The sequence below is a fragment of the Chromobacterium sp. HL1 genome (genome assembly GCF_057418835.1).
Genome location: NZ_CP162399.1, coordinates 4,087,654 through 4,108,125, shown reverse-complemented (window position 1 = coordinate 4,108,125; position 20,472 = coordinate 4,087,654). Strand labels below are relative to the sequence as shown.

Sequence of the window (20,472 nt, the reverse complement as noted above, 5' to 3'; positions counted from 1 at the left end):
GGGCCGGCTTGTATCATATCGCTTTGTATTTGCCCGGAATGTCCGCCATGCCTGATTTGTCCACGCTTTTACTATTCAGTCTCGCCTGCGTCGCGCTGGCGGCGACGCCGGGGCCGGATATGTTGCTGATCGCCAGCCGCAGCGCCAGCCAGGGACGCAAGGCCGGCTTCGCCACCCTGGCGGGCATTCAACTGGGCACGTATTGCCATGCGCTGGCGGCGGCCTTCGGTTTGGCGCAGTTGTTCGTGCACGCGCCGCTGGCCTACGACGCGGTGCGCATCGCCGGCGCCGCCTATCTGTTCTATCTGGCCTGGACGACGTTGCGCAGCCGCAGCGTGTTGAGCGTGCCGGGCGCCGCGGGCGCTCAGTCTATGCCGCGCATCGTGGCCCAGGGCCTGCTCACCAATCTGCTCAATCCCAAGATGGCGCTCTTCGTGTTGGCTTTGTTTCCCCAGTTCGTGCATCCGTCCGCGGGGCCGGTCTCGCTGCAGATCATGGTGTTGGCGACCTTGTTGAACGCGATCGGCCTGCTGATCAATGGGGCGATCATCCTGGCGGCCAGCCGTTTCGGACGCGCGCTTGGCGACAGGCTGGGGAACAGCCGGCTGCCGCAATGGCTGCTGGCTTCGGTGTTCGGCGGGCTGGCTTTGCGGCTGGCGCTGGCGAGCAAGAGCTGAGAGCCTGTTCAAAAGCTTGAGGGCAGGGGCGAGGCGAAGAGAACACAAGCGAAATGTGCGAGCGCTCATGAGCATTGTGAGCTTGTTTTTAACGGCCTGCTCCATCCGTCTCGCCGAAGCGCAGCAGATTTTTGAACGGGTTTGACGCGCGCCGCCTCAGGCGCCGCGCTTGGCCCAGGGCAGTATCAGTTGGGCGATGACGCCGCCGTTGGCGGCGTTTTGCACGTGCAGCTTGCCGCCTTGGGCCCGCGCCAAGGTCTCGCAGAGCGGCAGCCCCAGGCCCATGCCGCGCGAGCGGGTGGTGAAGAAGGGCAGGAAGATCTTGGACAGGATGGTTTCGGGAATGCCCGGGCCGTTGTCTATGACCTTGAAACGGTAGTTGTGGCCGTCGCTTTCGCCGCTGATCACAATGCGGCCGCCTTGTTCCTGCAGCGCGTCGCAGGCGTTCTGCACCAGGTTGTGCAGAATCTGTTCCAGCGCGGTGCGTTCCGCGCGCGGCCACTCGTCTGGGCTTAAATTATTCCATTCCAGGGTGATGTTCTGGTTCGCCAATTCCGCCTGGCGCAGAAACAGCAATGAGTTCACCAGCGTGTCGGGATCCAGCGGCGTGGTGTCCGTCGCTTTGGGATGGGCCAGCAGGCGGCTGAGCCGGCTGATCAGGGCCGCGGCGCGGCGCGCTTGCGCGCCGGTGGCGAGCAGGGTGTCGCGCGCGGCTTCGCGTTGCGAGGGCTCGTCCAGCGTCCGTTCCAGCTGGCGGGTATTGGCGATGATGGCGGTCAGCGGCGGATTCAATTCCTGCGCCAGCCCGGCCATCATTTCATTCAGGGTATTGAGCCGGGCTTGAGCGGCCAGACGGTCCTGCTGTTGCTGGCGCTGTTGAGAAGCGCGTTGCCTATGTCTGGCGTACAGGGCGACGGCGACGGCGGCGAGCAGCGCGTTCCACAGCAGGATTTCCATCCAGGGCAAGCTGTCCCAACTCAAGGCGGTGCGGCTGGACAGGCGGAAGGGTTGGCTGGCGCTGGGCAGCTTGCGGTCCAGGCTCAGATCCCAATCATTGGCAGACGCGCCGGCCTTGCGTTGCAGCAGTTCGATGCGGTGGCCGCGCAATTGCAGCGAGATGTTTTCCAGCGGCTCGGGCAGTTCGGCTTGGACCAGCATGCGCAACGGGTCGATCAACAGCGCCCAGCCGTCCGGGCTTTGCAGCCAGTAGCGTTGTTGAGCGTCGAAGCCGAGCAGGGTCTGGCCTTGTTGCTGGGCTTGCCACAGCAAGGCCAGCGGCGGACGCAGGCCGCTGGGATCGCCATGCCATTGCTGTTGTTGCCAAAAACCGATGGCGCTCAGCTGAGGCATGGCGGTTTGCAGGCGCTTGAGCATGTCGGCGGGCAAACGGCTTTGTTCCGAGGCAGCCAGGGTGGCCAGCACAGCGTCGTGTTGCGAAGCTTTCTGGCTCAGCAGGCGCAGGGTAATGAAGGATTCCTGGCGGAAGCGCTGTTCCAATGCGCCAAACTGGCGCCAGCCCAGCCATAGGCAACCCGCCAGGCTGAGCAAGAGCCAGGCGGTGAGGGCGTAGCGGCGGTCCAATGACATCATGGCGGCGATTATCGCACGCCGCCGCGAGCGCGCCAGCCTGGTGTGTTAAGGATTATTGTGTAGAAATTGTGCGGCGGCGCGCCGGCGGAGCGCCGCCGCCCTTTCTCATTTCACGCAGTCGACGCAGTAGACCTTGCGGCCGTCCAGTTCCGTCGCCACCAGCCCGTGCACATCGGTTTCGAAGCCGGGCAGCTCGCGGTTGAAGTCTTGGGCGAAGCGCAGGTAGTCGACGATGGTCTTGTTGAAGCGCTCGCCGGGAATCAGCAGCGGGATGCCCGGCGGGTAGGGCGTCAACAGCACCGCGGTGACGCGGCCTTCCAGTTGCTCCACCGGCACGCGTTCGATCTCGCGGTGGGCCATCTTGGCGAAGGCGTCGGCCGGACGCATCGCCGGCTCCATTTCCGACAGATAGATCTCGGTGGTGATGCGGGCCACATCGTGTTTGCTGTAGAGCTGATGGATGCGCTGGCACAGATCGCGCAGGCCGACGCGCTCGTATTGCGGGTGCTGGGCGATGAATTCCGGCATCACCCGCCACATCGGCTGGTTTTTGTCGAAGTCGTCCTTGAATTGCTGCAGCAGGGAGATCAGCGTGTTCCAGCGGCCCTTGGTGATGCCGATGGTGAACATGATGAAGAAGCTGTACAGCCCGGTCTTTTCCACCACCACGCCGTGTTCGGTCAGATACTTGGTGACGATGGCGGCGGGAATGCCCATCTCTTCGAAACTGCCGTCCACATCCAGGCCCGGAGTCAGCACCGTGGCCTTGATCGGGTCCAGCATATTGAAGCCGTCCTCAATGCCGACGAAGCCGTGCCAGCGCTCGTTCGGGCGCAGTTGCCACTCGGCCGGGTCGCAGATGCCGTCGTCGGACAGATCGTCCGGTCCCCAGACGCTGAACCACCAGTCGCGGCCGTATTCCTCGTCCACTTTGCGCATGGCGCGGCGGAAGTCCAGCGCCTCCACCAGCGATTCTTCCACCAGCGCCTGTCCGCCCGGCTGTTCCATCATCGCCGCCGCCACATCGCAGCTGGCGATGATGGAGTACTGCGGGCTGGTGGACGTGTGCATCAGATAGGCTTCGTTGAACCAAGCGGTGTCCAACTGGCGTTGCTCCGGGTCCTGCACCAGGATCTGCGAGGCCTGGCTGATGCCGGCCAGCAGTTTGTGGGTGGACTGGGTGGAGAAGATCAGGCTGTCCTTGCAGCGCGGCCGGCCTTCGCCGATGGCGTGGAAGTCGCCGTAGAAGTCATGGAAGCCGGCGTGCGGCAGCCAGGCTTCGTCGAAGTGCAGGGTATCGACCTCGCCGTCCAGCAGATGCTTGATGTCCTCCACGTTGTAGATAATGCCGTCGTAGGTGGACTGGGTCAGGGTCAGGATGCGCGGCTTGGCTTGCGGGTTTTTGGCCAGCGCTTCGCGGGCGAAGGGGTTGGCCTGAATTTTCTTCTTGATGTTGTCGAGCTGGAATTCGGACTTAGGAATCGGGCCGATGATGCCGTAATGGTTGCGCGTCGGCATCAGGAACACCGGGATGGCGCCGGTCATCATGATGGCGTGCAGATTGGATTTGTGGCAGTTGCGGTCCACCAGCACGATGTCGCCGGCCGCCACGCAGCTGTGCCAGACGATTTTGTTGGAAGTGGAGGTGCCGTTGGTGACGAAGAACAGGTGGTCGGCGTTGAAGATGCGCGCGGCATTGCGTTCCGAAGCGGCGATGGGGCCGGTGTGGTCCAGCAGCTGGCCCAGTTCGTCCACCGCGTTGCAGACGTCGGCGCGCAGCATGTTTTCGCCGAAGAACTGGTGGAACATCTGGCCCACCGGGCTCTTCAGGAAGGCGACGCCGCCGGAATGGCCGGGGCAGTGCCAGGAGTAGGAACCGTCGTGGGCGTAATCCACCAGCGCGCGGAAAAACGGCGGCGCCAGGCTGTCCAGATAGCTCTTGGCCTCGCGGATGATGTGGCGGGCGACGAACTCCGGCGTGTCCTCGTGCATGTGAATGAAGCCGTGCAACTCGCGCAGGATGTCGTTGGGAATGTGGCGCGCGGTGCGGGTTTCGCCGTATAGATAGACCGGGATGTCCGGATTGCGGCGGCGGATTTCCGCGACGAAGCCGTAGAGCTTGCCCAGCGCTTCCTGCGCCGCGTCCTCGGTGTGGAATTCCTCGTCGTCTATCGACAGGATGAAGCCGGCGGCGCGGCTTTGCTGCTGGGCGAAGGAAGTCAGGTCGCCGTAGCTGGTGTAGCCGATCACGCTCATGCCTTCCGCCTCCATGGCGGCGGCGAGTTCGCGGATGCCGGAGCCGCTGGTGTTTTCCGAGCGGAAGTCCTCGTCGATGATCACGATGGGGAAATGAAAACGCATACCTGAGTCCTTGTTGCTGTTAACTCGGACACGCGCGGGGGCGGGACGCGGATGGGCCGTCGGCTCGCCGTGGGCGAGGGCCGAAGCCGCGGGCACCTGTAACCCTTTGCGGTGTCACTCGGTGCGCGTTGGGGCGCAGTTCTGTACGCACGGGCAGACCGGGGTCCGCCGCCGCCATGGAGGCTGGCCTTGAGGCGCGAATAAAAACAGGGCGCTTTGCGCCGCGGTCCGTAGTCGGCTCGCGCTGTGCTGTCTGCGCGGGCGGCACGTCTGCCGGCCTGGAGAACATCCCAAGAAAGCGCGCATTTTAGACCTTTTGCTTGTCATGTTGTTGCGCAGCAAAATTTTTTCCGCGAAAAAAACGCCTGACGGCGGCCAGGCGCGATGCGGCGGCGATGTCTTGGGGACATCAGCCCAAGTCAACGGATTGTTTTTAATCGCATTTGTCCTGGGGCGAGCCATCTTGCTCGCCAGCCGGCGCGGCCGGCGGCGGCTGTTGTTTTTTGCCACGCCTGGCCCAGTACAAGCCCAGGGCCTTGGCGACGATGGCGCCGCCGCTGAGCAGCAGCAAAAAGAGCAAGGGCGCGGCCACCAGCCAGGGGAAGAAGGCGATCAGGCCGGCGAAGATCAGCAGCGCCATGCCTATGGTCAGGAAGGCGGACGCCTCGCTGGCGTCGACATTGCGGGTGCCGCGCACCACCACGCCCAGCGCGTCGCCGATCCGCGCCGCTTGCCGCGCGGCGGCGCTGGCGCCGCTGAGGGCGGCGGTATGCGGCGGCAGCAGCAGGCCGTGATAGTCCTTGGGCCGCGGCTTGGTCAGCGTCGGGCGGCGGCGCTGGCCGGCCAGGATCACTTCGGTGGCGTGGTCCAGATCCTGAAGGAACCGCTCGGCCAGCTTTTCCGCCAAGGCCTGATCCTCCACCGCCACGTCCAGTTCGCGGTTGGCCAGCCAGCTCGACAGATTGAGGTTGGTGGAGCCGATGCGCGCCCAGCGGCCGTCCGCCACCGCGGTTTTGGCGTGGATCATCGGGCCGTCCCATTCGAAGACGCGCACGCCGGCCTCCAGCAGCGGGCGGTACTGGGTGCGCGACACCGTGGCGATCCAGCCGATGTCGCTGGAGCGCGGCACCAGCAAGCGGACGTCGACGCCGTCTCGCGCGGCCTGTTTCAGCGCGGTCAGATACATGCTGGTGCCCATGAAGTAGGCGTCGGTCAGCCACAGGGTGCGTCGGGCGAAGCAGGCGATCAGCAAGTCCAGCCGCATCATTTGCGCGGTGGCGGGCGTGGTGGCGATCAGGCGCGCCGCCACCGCGCCGCAGTTTTCCAATGGCGGCGGCGTCAGCCATTCCGCGGACAGCGGGCCGCCGCAGCTGGCCCAGCTGTCGGCGAAGGCCGCCAGCGCGTCGGCCGCCAGCGGTCCGCTGAATTTGACGCCGGTATCGCGCCAGGGCTCTTGGCCGCGCTCCGGACGGCCTTCCCAGCTGGAGCTGATGCACAGGCCGGACACGAAGACGGTCCGGCGGTCGATCACGATCAGCTTGCGATGATTGCGCCCCAGCATGCTGAGGCCGGCGGTCAGAGACGGCGGGTTGTAGGCGCGCAATTCCGCTCCCGCGGCCTGCAAGGGCTTGAAGAAACTGCCCAGATGCGTTTTCCAGCTGCCCAGCCAATCGTAAAGCAGGCAGACCTTCACTCCGGCGCGCGCGCGTTCAATCAGCAGATCCCGTATGCGCAGGCCAAACGCGTCCTTGGCGAAGATATACATCTCGATGAAGATCGATTCCCGGCTGTCGGCGATGGCCTGTTCCCAAGCCGGGAAGTTCTCCACGCTGTCGTAGAGCAGTTCCAGCTGATTGCCGCCCACCAGCGGGGCGCCGGCGGAGCGGGAAAACGCCTGCTCGGCCAGGTGACGGATCAGCTCCTGATTGGCGGGGTGGGGGGACAGAATGGGCATTATATTTGGCTATTGTTTGACAATATACTGAATTTGGTTGAAATCGCCATTTTGGATGTCCTTGACAAGGCGGCTTGACAGTCGTTTTATTGAACGTTCGCGTCACAAAATCACAATTAATCCGCCGTGAAAACACGATTTTTCGACATCGAAAAATCAAAAAAATCACTGTAACATGATGATTTTTATCGTCTAATGCGGTGCACAAAAACCGGTTGCAGGGTCAAGCTCCTTGCCCTTAGAATCGAAACATTCGTTTCACATTATAAGCAGGACAAAGCTATGGACAGACAACGCTGGCTACAGGGCACCCTGTACCATCCGGACTTCGAGCAGGATAGCTGCGGTTTTGGCTTGATCGCCCAGCTTGACGACAAACCCAGTCACTGGCTGGTGGAAACCGCCATCTCCTCGCTGGCCAAATTGACCCACCGCGGCGCGGTGGCCGCCGACGGCAAATCCGGCGACGGCTGCGGCCTGTTGTTTCGCAAGCCGGACGGTTTTTTGCGCGAAGTCGCCGCTGAGGCCGGCTTGACGCTGAAGCCAGTGTACGCCGCCGGGCTGGTGTTCCACCATCCCGATCCGGAACAGGGAGAGCGCAGCTTGCGCCGCCTGCGCGAGTTTCTGGAGTCCCAGGGTTTGGAGGTGTCCGGTTTCCGACAGGTTCCCACCGACGACAGCGCCTGTGGGGAGGCGGCCTTGGCCTCGCTTCCCGCCATGGTCCAGGTCTTTGTTAACTGTCCATTCGGCATGGATGAGTTAATGTTCCAGCGCCGTTTGTACATGGGTCGTCGCCAGGCTGAGAAAGCCAATAAGGCGGACGACCCGTTTTTTTATCTGCCGACCTTGTCGCCGCATACTCTGTCCTACAAAGGCCTGGTGACGCCGGAGAACCTGTCCAAGTTCTTCCTGGATTTGAACGATCCCCGCTTCGAGTCCAGCCTGGCCGTATTCCACCAGCGCTTCTCCACCAATACCTGGCCGCAATGGAAGCTGGCGCAGCCTTTCCGTTTCCTTGCCCACAACGGCGAAATCAACACCGTGCAGGGCAACCGCCATTGGGCGCGCGCGCGCGAGCGCATCATGGCGTCACCGCATCTGGACATGGACGCGGTGCGTCCCATCGTGCAGACCGACGGCTCCGACTCGATGTCGCTGGACAATATGCTGGAAGGCCTGCTGATGGGCGGTATTCCGCTGTTCCGCGCCCTGCGTCTGCTGGTGCCGCCGGCCTGGCAGAACGTCGACTCCACCGACAAGGACTTGCGCGCCTTTTATGAATTCAACTCCATGCATATGGAGCCGTGGGACGGCCCGGCCGGCATCGTGCTCACCGACGGCCGCTACGCCGCCTGCATGTTGGACCGCAACGGCCTGCGGCCGGCCCGCTGGGTGCTGACCCGGGATAATGTGCTGACCATCGCCTCCGAGGTGGGGGTGTGGGACTACCAGCCCGAAAACGTGGTGCGCAAGGGTCGGGTCAAGCCGGGTCAGTTGTTCGCCGCGGATTTGGCCACCGGCGAGCTCTTGTTGCCGGAGGAAATCGACGCCCAATTGAAGAGCGCCAAGCCGTATCGCCAATGGATCAAGGACAGCGCCAAATACCTGGAGCTGTCGATCGAGGACGACGCCGGTGTCGAGCCTTTGTCCAAGGACGAACTGGCGCGTTTGCAGAAGCTGTTCAATATCAGCTTTGAAGAGCGAGACCAAATCCTGCGCGTGCTGGCCGAGGACGGCCAGGAGGCGGTGGGTTCGATGGGGGACGATACGCCGATGGCGGTGCTAAGCCGGAAAGTGCGCTCGCCCTTCGACTATCTGCGCCAGCAATTCGCCCAGGTGACCAACCCGCCTATCGACCCGATCCGCGAAGCGGTGGTGATGTCGCTGAACACGGTGTTCGGGCCGGAACGCAATATGTTCGAGGAGAGCGCCGAGCACGCCAAGCGGCTGGAAGTGCGCTCCCCGGTGCTGTCGCACGAGAAATTCACCCGCGTCACCACGCGGCCGGAGCCTTATCTGAAGGCGACGACCTTCGACCTGTGCTACGACCCCAGCGAAACCGACTTGCGCCAGGCGCTGGAGACGCTGACCCGACATGTCGTGGACGCGGTCAAGGAGGGCACGGTCATCGTGGTGCTGTCCGATCGCCATGTGACGCCTCAGCGCCTGCCCATCCCGGCGCTGTTCGCCACCGGCGCGGTGCACCACGCGCTGATAGACAGCGGCTTGCGCTGCAAGACCAATATCCTGGTGGAAACCGGCACGGTGCGCGACGCGCACCAGATGGCCTGCATCATCGGCTACGGCGCCACCGCGGTATACCCCTATCTGGCTTATCAAAGCATCATCGAGCTGGTGCAGAGCGGCGAGGTCAAACTCAAGCTCAACGAAGCCTTGCAGCACTATCGCAAGGGCATCAACAAGGGTTTGCTCAAAGTGTTGTCCAAGATGGGCATTTCCACCATCGCCTCCTATCGCGGCGCGCAGCTGTTCGAAGCGGTAGGCATCCACGAGGAAGTGGTGGAGTTGTGTCTGAAGGGCACGGTGTCGCGGGTGTCCGGCGCGGGTTTCGCCGACTTCGAGGACGATCAGCGCAAGCTGGCGCGTTTCGCCTTCAACCCGATGCGGCCGATCTCCCAGGGCGGCTTGCTCAAGTACGTGCACGGCGAGGAATACCACGCCTATAACCCCGATGTGGTGACCCTGCTGCAAAAAGCGGTGCAGAACGACGATTACCAGGCCTATCAGCAATACGCCGAGGCGGTGAACCAGCGCCCGGTGGCGATGTTGCGCGACCTGATGCAGGTGCAGCCGCTGGGCGAGCCTATCTCCATCGACGAAGTGGAGCCGGTGGAAGCCATCCTCAAGCGCTTCGACTCCGCGGGGATGTCGCTCGGCGCCTTGTCGCCTGAGGCGCATGAAGCGCTGGCGATCGCGATGAACCGCCTGGGCGGCCGTTCCAATTCCGGCGAGGGCGGCGAAGACGCCGCGCGCTACGGCACCGAGAAAATGTCCAAGATCAAGCAGGTGGCCTCGGGGCGCTTCGGCGTCACGCCGCATTACCTGGTCAATGCCGAAGTGCTGCAGATCAAGGTGGCGCAAGGCGCCAAGCCGGGTGAGGGCGGCCAGCTGCCCGGGGACAAGGTGTCCGGCCTGATTGCGCGGCTGCGCCACGCCAAGGAAGGCATCAGCCTGATCTCGCCGCCGCCACACCATGACATTTACTCGATTGAAGACCTGGCGCAGCTGATTTTCGACCTCAAGCAGGTCAACCCGTCCGCGCTGGTGTCGGTCAAGCTGGTGGCCGAACCCGGCGTCGGCACCATCGCCGCCGGCGTGGCCAAGGCCTACGCCGACCTGATCACCATCTCCGGCTACGACGGCGGCACCGGCGCCTCGCCGCTGACCTCGGTCAAATACGCCGGCTCCCCATGGGAGCTGGGCCTGTCCGAAGCCCAGCAGGTGCTGCGCGCCAACGGCCTGCGCGGCCGGGTGCGGGTGCAGACCGACGGCGGCTTGAAGACCGGCCTGGACGTGATCAAGGCGGCGATGATGGGCGCGGAGAGCTTTGGCTTCGGCACCGGCCCCATGGTGGCGTTGGGTTGCAAATACCTGCGTATCTGCCATCTGAACAACTGCGCCACCGGCGTGGCCACTCAGGAAATCAAGCTGCGCTCCAAGTACTTCACCGGCTTGCCGGAAATGGTGATGAACTACTTCCTGTTTATCGCGCGCGAAACCCGCGAGTGGATGGCCAAGCTGGGGGTGCGCAATATGGAGCAACTGATAGGCCGGATGGACCTGCTGAGCCTGACGGCCGGCGACACCGACAAGCAGCAGAAGCTGGACCTGTCGCCGCTGCTGTCGCAAGGCCGGGTGCCGGACAGCGAGCCGCGTTTCTGCGTCAGCGCCAGCAATCCCTCCTTCGACAAGGGCGAGCTGGCGGAGGCCATCCTGCAAGACGCCTTGTCCGCCATCCACAATAAACAGATGTTGGAGCTGAGCTATCCGATCGAGAATACCCACCGCTCCATCGGCGCGCGCCTGTCCGGCGAGATCGCCCGCGTGCACGGCGCGGCGGGCCTGCCGTTCGGCTGTCTCAAGATCAAGTTCAGCGGCAGCGCCGGGCAAAGTTTCGGCGTATGGAACGCGTCCGGTCTGCATCTGGAACTGGAAGGCGACGCCAACGACTATGTGGGCAAGGGCATGGCCGGCGGCCGGGTGACCATCTATCCGCCCAAGAACGCGGGATACCGGGCGGGCGAGTCCATCATCATCGGCAATACCTGTCTGTACGGGGCTACCGGCGGCCAGTTGTTCGCCGCGGGCGTGGCGGGCGAGCGTTTCGGCGTGCGCAACTCCGGCGCGCTGGCCGTCATCGAAGGCGCCGGCGACCATTGCTGCGAATACATGACCGGCGGCAGCGTCATCGTGCTGGGCGAAACCGGCTACAACTTCGGCGCCGGCATGACCGGCGGCTTCGCCTTCGTCTACGACCCGAATGAGAAATTCGCTTATCGCTACAACAACGAGCTGATCGACATCCACCTGATCAACGGCGAAGCCATGGGCATGTATCGCGCCTATCTATTGGAGAAGATCGCCAAGCACGTTGAGTTGACTGGTTCCGAGACGGCCAAAGCGATGCTGGAGAACTTCGACGATTACGTCGATTACTTCTGGCTAGTCAAACCCAAGGCGGCCAAGCTCGACAGCCTGCTCAAGGACTAAGACGCGCAAGGCGGGCGGCCCTGGTGCCGTTCCGCCGATACCTCATTCAAAACCCGGGCGCCAGCGGGCGACGGGCCCAGCAAGACAGGAAACAACCATGAGCGATGTTTTCCAATTCATGAAGCTTTCGCGCAACCCCGGCGACAAGGTGGACGCCTCGGTGCGCAAGATCGAATTCAAAGAAATCTATCAGCCGTTGCACAGCGTGGACGCGGCCGACCAGGCCGGCCGCTGCTTGTCCTGTGGCAACCCGTACTGCGAATGGGAGTGCCCGGTGCACAACTACATCCCCAACTGGCTGAAGTTGGTGGAAGAGGGGCGTCTGTTCGAGGCGGCGGAAATGTCGCACAAAACCAATAGCCTGCCGGAAATCTGCGGCCGGGTCTGCCCGCAGGACCGTCTGTGCGAAGGCGCGTGCACCCTGAACCAGGGCGGCTTCGGCGCGGTTTCCATCGGCAGCATCGAGAAATACATTACCGACGAGGCCTTCAAAGCCGGCTGGCGGCCGGATATGTCCAAGGTGGTGTGGACGGACAAGAAAGTTGCAGTAATCGGCGCCGGCCCGGCCGGCCTGGCCTGTGCCGACGTATTGGTGCGCAATGGCGTCAAGGCGGTGGTGTTTGACCGCTACGAGGAAATCGGCGGCCTGCTGACCTTTGGCATTCCGGAGTTCAAGCTGGAAAAATCCGTGATCAAGCGCCGCCGCGAGATCATGGAGGGCATGGGGGTGGAGTTTGTGCTCAACACCGAGATCGGCAAGGATGTCCCGATAGAAGAGTTGCTGGAACAATACGACGCCATCTTCATGGGCATGGGCGCGTACAAGTATATGAAGGGCGGCTTTCCTGGAGAGGATTTGCCCGGAGTGTTGGAAGCCCTGCCTTATTTAATCAACAATGTGCGTCAGGGGCTGGGTACGCTGCCGGAAAGCGAACCGCCGGTCACGATGCATGGCAAGCGCGTTGTGGTATTGGGCGGAGGAGATACCGCGATGGACTGCAATCGCACCGCGATACGTCAAGGTGCCAAGAGCGTGATCTGCGCCTACCGTCGAGATGAGGCGAATATGCCGGGCTCCAAGCGTGAGGTCGCCAACGCGCGCGAAGAAGGCGTCGAATTCCAGTGGAACTGCCAGCCCCTCTCTATAGAGCCGATGATAAACGGTACCCTGACTGTGAGGCTGGCCGAAACCCGTCTGGGTGAACCCGACGCCAAAGGCCGCCGCAATGCCGAGATTGTACCAGGCAGCGAAGAAATCGTAGAATGCGACCATGTCATCATCGCCTTCGGCTTCCAGGTTGAAGCGGCTTCATGGTCAGACAAACAAGGCATCGCCGTCGCCGCAAACGGCCGCACCCTCGTCCCCGTGCATGGCGTGCACAAATATCAGACCAGTAACCCCCAAGTATTCGCCGGCGGAGACATGGTCCGCGGCGCGGACCTAGTGGTTAGAGCGGTATTTGAGGGGAGGGAGGCTGCGGAGGGGATGTTGGCTTACTTTGATAATCCGTCTCACGTCCCGAAGACAGCGGGTTAAGCACTGTGCGCTAAACGACGTTGTGCGCATTCAAGCGGGGTCAAATGCCCAAGTGTCGAATGACGTCGTTGGTGATGGTAACTGCGGATGTAGTTAAACATGCCCGTGTTCGCCTCCTCGTAGCTTTGCTATCGGGTTAGATGGCACGTCCCGTGTTTCGCGAACGGAAGAAGCTTTCCATCGCGGCATTATCCCTGCAGTTCCCTGCGCGCGAGTGAATCAGCACCATCCCATGCCGTTTCAGCAATGCTTAGTGGTCAAAGGTACAGTATTTACTGCTAGGATCCGAATGCAGAGTCACTGCTCCGGAAGGCTTGCGATATGAAACGACATCGTCAAGAACCGCATGCACTGCTGCGGCGAATTGTCGTTGCAACAGATTGGTAGCCACGGACGGAGATACCGTTTGCCATTGATGGTGCTCCAACGTTTACGAGTTCTGACCGTGATCTCGCTTTGCCGCATCAAGCCCGCTACACGTTGATGGCCACAGCTAAAGTTCTGCGCCAGCAGTTCGACATGAACTCGTCGATCGACAACGGTGCCTTTGATCCCTGTATGGAATGGTTGGACATTATGGAATACCTGTCGATTTGCCATCCATCGCGTCGAAGGCACTAGGTGTGGTCATGCATAGTTAAGCATTGTGAGATGTACGAAGTTGACAGGTAGGTGTCGACGGGTAGCGGTCCGATAGGGAGTGAACTTCCCAGAATCTCACTCCATGTGAAGTGAGACTCAGGGCGGGCACCTGTTTCGGGCATCATGCATCGCATAGTGATGCGAGTGGGTATATCGCGGAGTCGTTTCCGCTCGGCAGCTTCGCTGATTTATTGGCCACGTTCCGAAAACGCGTTCGGTTTGGTCTCTTTGTCTGGCGTTTCCACTTGCCAGGCAGCAACTCTGGTCATGTCGAAAGCTTGAGCGACATGCCGTACTGGGGGCCGCGAAGACCTGCTCAACAGCATCACATTTGAGGGGTTCTGGAAAGAGGTGTCTGGTCTTGGTCATGAACCTAGGTGGTTATATCCACCATAAGTTTAGTGCCCACGGAGCGTGGGATAGGTCACTTGCCTAACGGGTCAGCCAACGCGTAGCATTGACAGCGGCGTTTGGACGGGCGTGCATCAGTTAGATGTGAACACCTTAATCCTGAGGTGCCATAGGCTATGGCTTGCCTGCTTTCATGCTGAATGGCATGTTTGGCGTCGGCAGGACAGACCGACTGATCTAAATAGTGGTATGGCTCACTGACTGTTTGGCAGATGGCGTGGTTTCGCATGACGACGGGAAGTGCGGGGCGACGAGCTTGAATTTGGGTGCTTTTGCATATGGTCGTCATGTCTGCTGCCAGCGATATACAAGGGTGACCCTCGACTTGACTTGGGCGCTCCAGAAGATGGTATAAGGCTAACTCGGACGCGGAGGACAGGCTCGATAGTAATAACGACATGTAGCAACAAATGCCGTAGCGAGGTCGACCCTGATGGCAAATGACCTCCATTGAAGGGTAAATTGTAGACACTTATGGTGTTCAGCTAGAAGAGTGCTTTTTAGTGAAAATCAATGGCTTGACATTGTTTTGTTGATAGCAGACTGTCAGGGCATCTAAGTTTGCATGGTGTCGTTGTAATTCTTTGATGGCAAAGTGCCGGCTTGATGATTAAGGAAAGTCATGGCTCGTTAGGGGGCACCGTTCGCATGGAGGCGGCTGATTGCGGGGAAAAAGGAAAAGTCGGAAAATAAGAACTCAAGATGGCTGGTTGAAATAATTTTAAATGACAAAGGCATTTTAATGAGGGTTGACTTTGGTTTGGCCTCGAGCATGTCAAGCGATTTGGGCTCTTTGCACTATTTCTGAATGTCTTGGTTCTATCAAGAGGTTTTCTAGAGTGAGGGCTAGCTTTGTGTAGTTGAAGTTGGGTCGGCTTATTTTTACGAGTGGCTCCGTTGCAATTCCAAACTGCTAGGGGGTGTACGTCACAACTGGCACGGAATATGAGGTATTTTCACTAATTTATGCGTAATCCCGCTTAAAATTCGATCTTAAATACACGGTATACTTAATAAGCGTTCCGGTGTTGATATTTTTTAAATTTTACCAAATTAAGTGGTTTTGGGGTGGTTGATGAAGTTATCTGAACTTAAACTCGCTATTGTTGGTCTCGGCTATGTTGGCTTGCCTTTGGCTGTTGAGTTTGGCCGTGAGCGAGTAGTCGTCGGTTTCGACATAAATCAACGTCGTATTGTTGAACTTCGGTCTGGTAACGATTTCACTTTGGAGACTACTCAGGAAGAGCTCCAGGCTGCAAAATACTTATCCTTTACCACCGATCTCAATGACATCCGTGATTGTAATTGCTACATCGTAACGGTTCCCACGCCAATTGATGAACATAAACGTCCTGATTTGACACCTTTGATTAAGGCTAGCGAGACTGTAGGTAAGGTGCTCAAAAAAGGTGATGTTGTCATCTATGAGTCAACAGTTTACCCCGGTTGTACGGAGGAAGACTGTGTGCCTGTGCTGGAAAAGTTATCTGGGCTTAAGTTCAATGAAGATTTCTACTGTGGCTATAGTCCAGAGCGTATCAATCCAGGCGATAAGGAACATCGTGTAACTACAATTAAGAAAGTGACTGCCGGTTCAACTCCGAAAATTGCGGATTTGGTGGATGCTCTCTACAACGAAATTATCACCGCTGGTACTCACAAGGCTGAAAGCATCAAGGTTGCAGAAGCAGCAAAGGTTATTGAAAATACTCAGCGTGATCTGAATATTGCTCTGATAAATGAGTTAGCACTTATCTTCAATAAAATGGGAATAGATACCGAAGCAGTTTTGCAGGCCGCTGGCAGTAAATGGAATTTCTTGCCTTTCCGGCCTGGCTTGGTCGGTGGACATTGCATTGGTGTCGATCCATACTATCTGACGCATAAGGCTCAAGCCATAGGTTATCATCCAGAAGTTATATTGGCGGGACGTCGCTTGAATGACGGTATGGGGCGGTATGTGGTCGGGCAGCTTGTCAAAGCTATGACTAAAAAGCGTATTCAGGTTGATGGGGCCAAAGTGTTGGTGATGGGGCTTGCCTTCAAAGAAAATTGCCCAGACCTGCGCAATACTCGAGTGATCGATATAGTTACAGAATTGAAAGACTACAATTGTGAAGTAGATATATACGATCCTTGGGTGGCAACTGAAGAGGCTGAGCATGAATACGGACTTACACCGATCAGCCAGCCCGACTCTGTTGGGTATGATGCAATCGTATTGGCTGTCGCGCACGAAGAGTTTAAAAAAATGGGCGCTGACACTATTCGTGGGCTGGGTAAGTCTAATGTAGTAGTGTACGACTTGAAATATATCCTGCCGCCGCAGCAATCTGATTTGAGGCTGTGATTATGAGCGTATACGAATCTATAAAACTGCAGCTCAAAATTGAACCGAAGGTCTGGTTGGTTACAGGGGTGGCTGGTTTTATTGGTAGCAATCTGCTAGAAACCTTACTGAAGCTGAATCAACGTGTAATCGGCCTAGATAATTTTAGTACTGGACATCAGCGTAATCTAGACGAGGTCAAGACTTTAGTCTCTGAATCGCAATGGGCAGATTTCCATTTTATAAATGGAGATATTCGCGATGTAAATGTATGTTATCAGGCATGCAAAGGCGTGGACTACGTTCTTCATCAGGCGGCCCTTGGTTCCGTTCCCCGTAGCATTGAAGACCCCATAGCCACGAACCAAAGTAATATTGATGGTTTCCTAAATATGCTGGTGGCTGCACGGGATGCCGAGGTAACACACTTTGTTTATGCTGCGAGCAGTTCGACTTACGGAGATCACCCAGACCTTCCAAAGGTTGAGGGTAAAATTGGAAAGCCGCTGTCACCATATGCGGTAACCAAACTGGTTAATGAGCTCTATGCAGAAGTCTTTGCCAGAGTCTATGGCTTCAAGTCTATAGGGCTACGCTATTTTAATATTTTTGGTCGGCGGCAGGATCCAGAAGGGGCCTATGCAGCGGTGATCCCCAAGTGGATTTCTGCGATGATTAAGAATGAATCTGTTTGTATCAATGGAGATGGAGAAACTAGTCGCGATTTCTGCTACGTTGAGAACGCGATCCAAGCTAACTTGCTAGCCGCCACAGCAACGGCTGAAGAATCTACCAATAAGATTTACAATGTTGCTGTCGGCGATCGAACAAGTTTGAATGATCTTTACTCTTATTTAAGAGATAATCTTTCTGTTAGATTTCCACACTTAAAAGAAGCGCATCCACTATACCGAAATTTTCGGATGGGTGATGTGCGTCATTCTCTCGCTGATATCAGTAGGGCGGAAACTTTGCTTGGATATAAGCCGCATTATAAGGTTTTTGAAGGGTTGGTAGAGGCAATGGAGTGGTATGTGGATCATCAAAAATAAACCAGGGGTTTGGGTGTTTGATGCCATCTTATCTACAGCTTGAAATTTTCCTGTGCTTTACAGGAAATTATCTGATTTAAATGAAATTTTTGTTGTTGACGTCACCTGCTTGGTGGCAAATAGTTTTTAAAATATTGGGTGATGATTTTATGATTTTTTGACAGTGAAGATTGGTTCTTCTCTGAAAAAAACGAAAATTGCCTAGATGAATTTTATTTCAAATTTTTATAGAGGAAGTAGGGATGGAGATTGAGCTGGTTCAGTTGCAAACACATGGAGATGATCGTGGTGCATTGATCTCACTGGAGGATCAGCGCAATGTGCCTTTCGAAATCAAACGGGTCTATTATCTCTTTAGCACCAAAGAGGGAATTAGGCGTGGGTTACATGCTCATCGTAATCTTCGTCAAATGGTCATAGCAGTGCGTGGGCAATGCCGCTTTTTGCTTGATGATGGAAAAGAGCGTGTAGAATTATTTTTGGACAATCCTGCTCAGGGATTGTTGGTCGAATCAATGACATGGCGGGAGATGTATGATTTCTCTCCCGACTGTGTTTTGATGGTTCTGGCCAATGAGCATTACAATGAATCAGATTACATTCGGGATTACAAAGAATTTCTTGAAATTGCAAATGGTGAATCTCATGCAAACTAAGAAGATATTTATTGTTGGTACTGGTGAATTTGCGCAAATAGCTTATGAATACTTCACATATGATAGCGATTTCGAAGTTGTCGCATTTTGCGTGAATAAAGAGTATATCAAAGCCACAACATTGTATGATTTGCCAGTTATTCCATATGAAGAAGTTCAAGAGCGTTTGCCTGCAAATGAATATCTAGCATTTACGGGCATACCGGCCTCAGATATGAATCGCACCCGCACGCGCTTCTATCAAGACTTGAAATCGATGGGGTATGCATTCGCAACATATGTAAGTAGTCGAGCATTTGTTTGGCGCAACGTATCTATTGGTGAAAATTCGTTCATCTTTGAAATGAATACCCTTCAGCCATTCGTCACTATAGGCAATAATTGCATTCTTTGGAGCGGTAACCATGTCGGCCACCGCACCGTTATTCATGACAACTGCTTTGTTGCGTCACATGCAGTGATTTCAGGTTATTGCGAGATCGGTTGTGGTGCATTTATTGGCGTTAATGCAACATTTAACGATAATGTGAAAGTTGCAGAAAACTGTTTGATTGGAGCGGCAGCACATATTACTAAAGATACCGAGCCAGAGCGCATTTACATAGGAGGTCCAGCGCGTCCTGTGCCTGGTAAATCTAGCTTTGATGCAGGTATTTAAGGGGGGGGTATGTGGAATAAACTCGGACTTGTATTTGATGTGGCGGAATATGCTAATCAGCAGTGGCTGTGTAATTCAGCGTTGACCCCGCAGCCCTTCAGGCTCAATGACAAAACGATTCGCGTATTTGCTGGATTTCGCGACAGCGAAGGTGTGAGTCGTATTGGTTACGTTGATTTAGCATCGGATGAGCCTACGAAAATTCTCGGTGTTTCCGAGAAACCAGTGCTTGACATTGGTCGAGATGGTTGCTTTGATGACAATGGCGTTATTATGGGCGATGTTGTGCGAACTCCTACCGGCATCTATCTTTTTTACGTTGGATTCCAACTCGTAAAGAAAGCGAAATTTCTCGCCTTTTCTGGAGTTGCACTCTCTGAAGATGGCGGTGATACATTCCAAAGAATTAGCGAATCACCAATTCTTGGGCGTGGCCGTTTTCAAAGCACTATCGGAGCGATTCATACGGCGCTCTATGAAAATGGTGTCTGGCGACTCTGGTTTGCACGTGGAGATGGTTGGCAGATTATCAATGGTGCTCCTTATCCCCAGTATCATATCTGTTATACGGAAACAGAGGATTTACTGAATATTCCTCGCTCCGCAGTGACATGTGTTGATGCGGTCTTGCCTGAATACCGTATCGGGCGACCCAAGGTCTATCGAGTTGTGGATGGTTCATACATTATGTATGCGACTAAAGGAACTATATCTGGGGCCTACGAACCAAGCTTGTTTCGATCAAAAGATGGTATCCAGTGGGAACGTGATGACTCATCCCTTGGAATTGCTACATCGGCATCGGGTTGGGACTCAGAAACGCTATGCTACCCTGCATTGATTAAGACGGCGGAGCAAACCTTGATGATTTATAACGGAAATAAGATGGGTATAGATGGCTTTGGTGCGGCCGTTAGTAATGATGTAATTCTTGCCTAATCATGAATGCAATTTTTAGTTACAAGCCAGATTTAAAAGATGCCTGGGATGGAGTTGTCCGGCAGTCCAAGAATGGCACATTTCTTCATCTACGCGATTATATGGATTACCACGCGGACCGATTCTTTGATAGGTCAGTGCTGCTCTATGAAAAAAGTAATCCTATTGCAGTTTTTCCTTGCACCATGCATGATGATACTGTGATAAGCCATGGTGGATTAACCTATGGTGGGCTCATTTATGGTGTAGAGGTACATGCGAAGACTGTTCTGGATGTATTTCGATTACTTGCAGAACATTATAAATCCGCGGGATTTAAGAGGATTATTTATAAGCCAGTGCCACGTGTATTTCATACCTACCCGGCCGATGAAGATCTTTACGGCCTCTTTCGCGTTGGTGCTCGGCTTAACCGTAGGGATTTGTCTTCAGTCATAGAGTTAACAAACAGACCCAAGTTCAGTGACTCGCGAAAGAATACGGCTCGTAAGGCGCCTAAGGCAGGTGCATGTTTTGAAGAAATTGGTGATGTAGAAGGGTTTCACGCACTGTTGACTTCCGTACTTGTCAAGTTTGGAAGTGTGCCGGTTCATTCGGTGGAAGAGTTGTCTCTACTTAAGTCACGGTTTCCCAATAATATTCGGCTGTTTGGCGTTCTTCTTGAGGGCCAACTGCTTGCCGCTTCTCTTGTATTTGATTTTGGCCAAGTTGTGCATACGCAATATATGGCTTCTTCAGATGAGGGTCGCATTCTGGGGGCTCTTGACTATTTGTTGATTAAACTAATTGAAGAGACATTTCCGCATAAGCAATACTTGAGCTTTGGTATTTCGACTGAGCAACAAGGCCTGTTTCTGAATGAAGGTTTGATTCGACAAAAGGAAGGGTTTGGTGGCCGCGGTATGGTCCACGATTTTTACGAATGGGATTTGTAA

The 20,472-nt window shown here is 56.5% G+C and carries 13 protein-coding genes; 9 read left to right on the top strand and 4 right to left on the bottom strand.

Features of this window, described 5'->3' with window-relative positions; translation table 11 throughout:
* Positions 1 to 47: 47 nt before the first annotated feature.
* Positions 48 to 677: a LysE family translocator gene (locus AB1Z25_RS18720; RefSeq protein WP_235086407.1), complete on the top strand. Its 630-nt coding sequence runs from the start codon at positions 48 to 50 to the stop codon at positions 675 to 677.
* A gap of 156 nt (positions 678 to 833) precedes the next feature.
* Here the strand turns inward: AB1Z25_RS18720 and AB1Z25_RS18715 are convergent, their stop codons facing one another.
* From AB1Z25_RS18715 to AB1Z25_RS18705, 3 genes are all read right to left on the bottom strand, one after another.
* Entirely contained in the window at positions 834 to 2,267 is a 1,434-nt protein-coding gene (locus AB1Z25_RS18715; RefSeq protein WP_486635890.1) for a sensor histidine kinase, read from the bottom strand.
* 105 nt (positions 2,268 to 2,372) lie between these two features.
* Positions 2,373 to 4,628 (bottom strand): Orn/Lys/Arg family decarboxylase, encoded by a 2,256-nt coding sequence (locus AB1Z25_RS18710; RefSeq protein ID WP_486635889.1) that lies wholly within the window; start codon positions 4,626 to 4,628, stop codon positions 2,373 to 2,375.
* Positions 4,629 to 5,061: 433 nt separating this feature from the next.
* On the bottom strand, positions 5,062 to 6,582 hold the full coding sequence (locus AB1Z25_RS18705; RefSeq protein ID WP_107800616.1) for a phospholipase D-like domain-containing protein: 1,521 nt from the start codon (positions 6,580 to 6,582) through the stop codon (positions 5,062 to 5,064).
* Positions 6,583 to 6,864: 282 nt separating this feature from the next.
* Here AB1Z25_RS18705 and gltB point away from each other — a divergent pair, with 282 nt between their 5' ends.
* On the top strand, positions 6,865 to 11,313 hold the full coding sequence (gene gltB / locus AB1Z25_RS18700) for a glutamate synthase large subunit (protein ID WP_486635888.1): 4,449 nt from the start codon (positions 6,865 to 6,867) through the stop codon (positions 11,311 to 11,313).
* Positions 11,314 to 11,410: 97 nt separating this feature from the next.
* Positions 11,411 to 12,850, top strand: coding sequence for an FAD-dependent oxidoreductase (locus tag AB1Z25_RS18695; protein ID WP_486635887.1), 1,440 nt, complete (start codon positions 11,411 to 11,413; stop codon positions 12,848 to 12,850).
* Between the two features lie 297 nt (positions 12,851 to 13,147).
* Here the strand turns inward: AB1Z25_RS18695 and AB1Z25_RS18690 are convergent, their stop codons facing one another.
* Entirely contained in the window at positions 13,148 to 13,450 is a 303-nt protein-coding gene (locus tag AB1Z25_RS18690) for an IS3 family transposase (protein ID WP_486635886.1), read from the bottom strand.
* A 1,528-nt stretch (positions 13,451 to 14,978) separates the two neighbouring features.
* On the opposite strand from AB1Z25_RS18690, the gene tviB reads away from it, so the two are divergent.
* The 6 genes from tviB to AB1Z25_RS18660 all read left to right on the top strand — a co-directional run bounded on the left by tviB (position 14,979) and on the right by AB1Z25_RS18660 (position 20,472).
* The gene (gene tviB, locus AB1Z25_RS18685) at positions 14,979 to 16,253 is read left to right on the top strand and encodes a Vi polysaccharide biosynthesis UDP-N-acetylglucosamine C-6 dehydrogenase TviB (protein WP_486635885.1); all 1,275 of its coding nucleotides are present in this window, start codon (positions 14,979 to 14,981) and stop codon (positions 16,251 to 16,253) included.
* 2 nt (positions 16,254 to 16,255) lie between these two features.
* The gene (locus tag AB1Z25_RS18680) at positions 16,256 to 17,284 is read left to right on the top strand and encodes an NAD-dependent epimerase/dehydratase family protein (RefSeq protein WP_486635884.1); all 1,029 of its coding nucleotides are present in this window, start codon (positions 16,256 to 16,258) and stop codon (positions 17,282 to 17,284) included.
* Positions 17,285 to 17,526: 242 nt separating this feature from the next.
* Complete coding sequence (locus AB1Z25_RS18675) at positions 17,527 to 17,940, top strand: sugar 3,4-ketoisomerase (protein ID WP_474454601.1); 414 nt, start codon at positions 17,527 to 17,529, stop codon at positions 17,938 to 17,940.
* Entirely contained in the window at positions 17,930 to 18,598 is a 669-nt protein-coding gene (locus tag AB1Z25_RS18670; RefSeq protein WP_486635883.1) for an acetyltransferase, read from the top strand. Before AB1Z25_RS18675 ends, AB1Z25_RS18670 begins: the two co-directional genes overlap by 11 nt.
* A gap of 9 nt (positions 18,599 to 18,607) precedes the next feature.
* Entirely contained in the window at positions 18,608 to 19,537 is a 930-nt protein-coding gene (locus AB1Z25_RS18665; RefSeq protein WP_486635882.1) for a glycoside hydrolase family protein, read from the top strand.
* Between the two features lie 2 nt (positions 19,538 to 19,539).
* Positions 19,540 to 20,472 carry a hypothetical protein gene (locus tag AB1Z25_RS18660; RefSeq protein WP_486635881.1) on the top strand — a complete coding sequence of 311 codons (933 nt, stop codon included), beginning with the start codon at positions 19,540 to 19,542 and terminating at the stop codon, positions 20,470 to 20,472.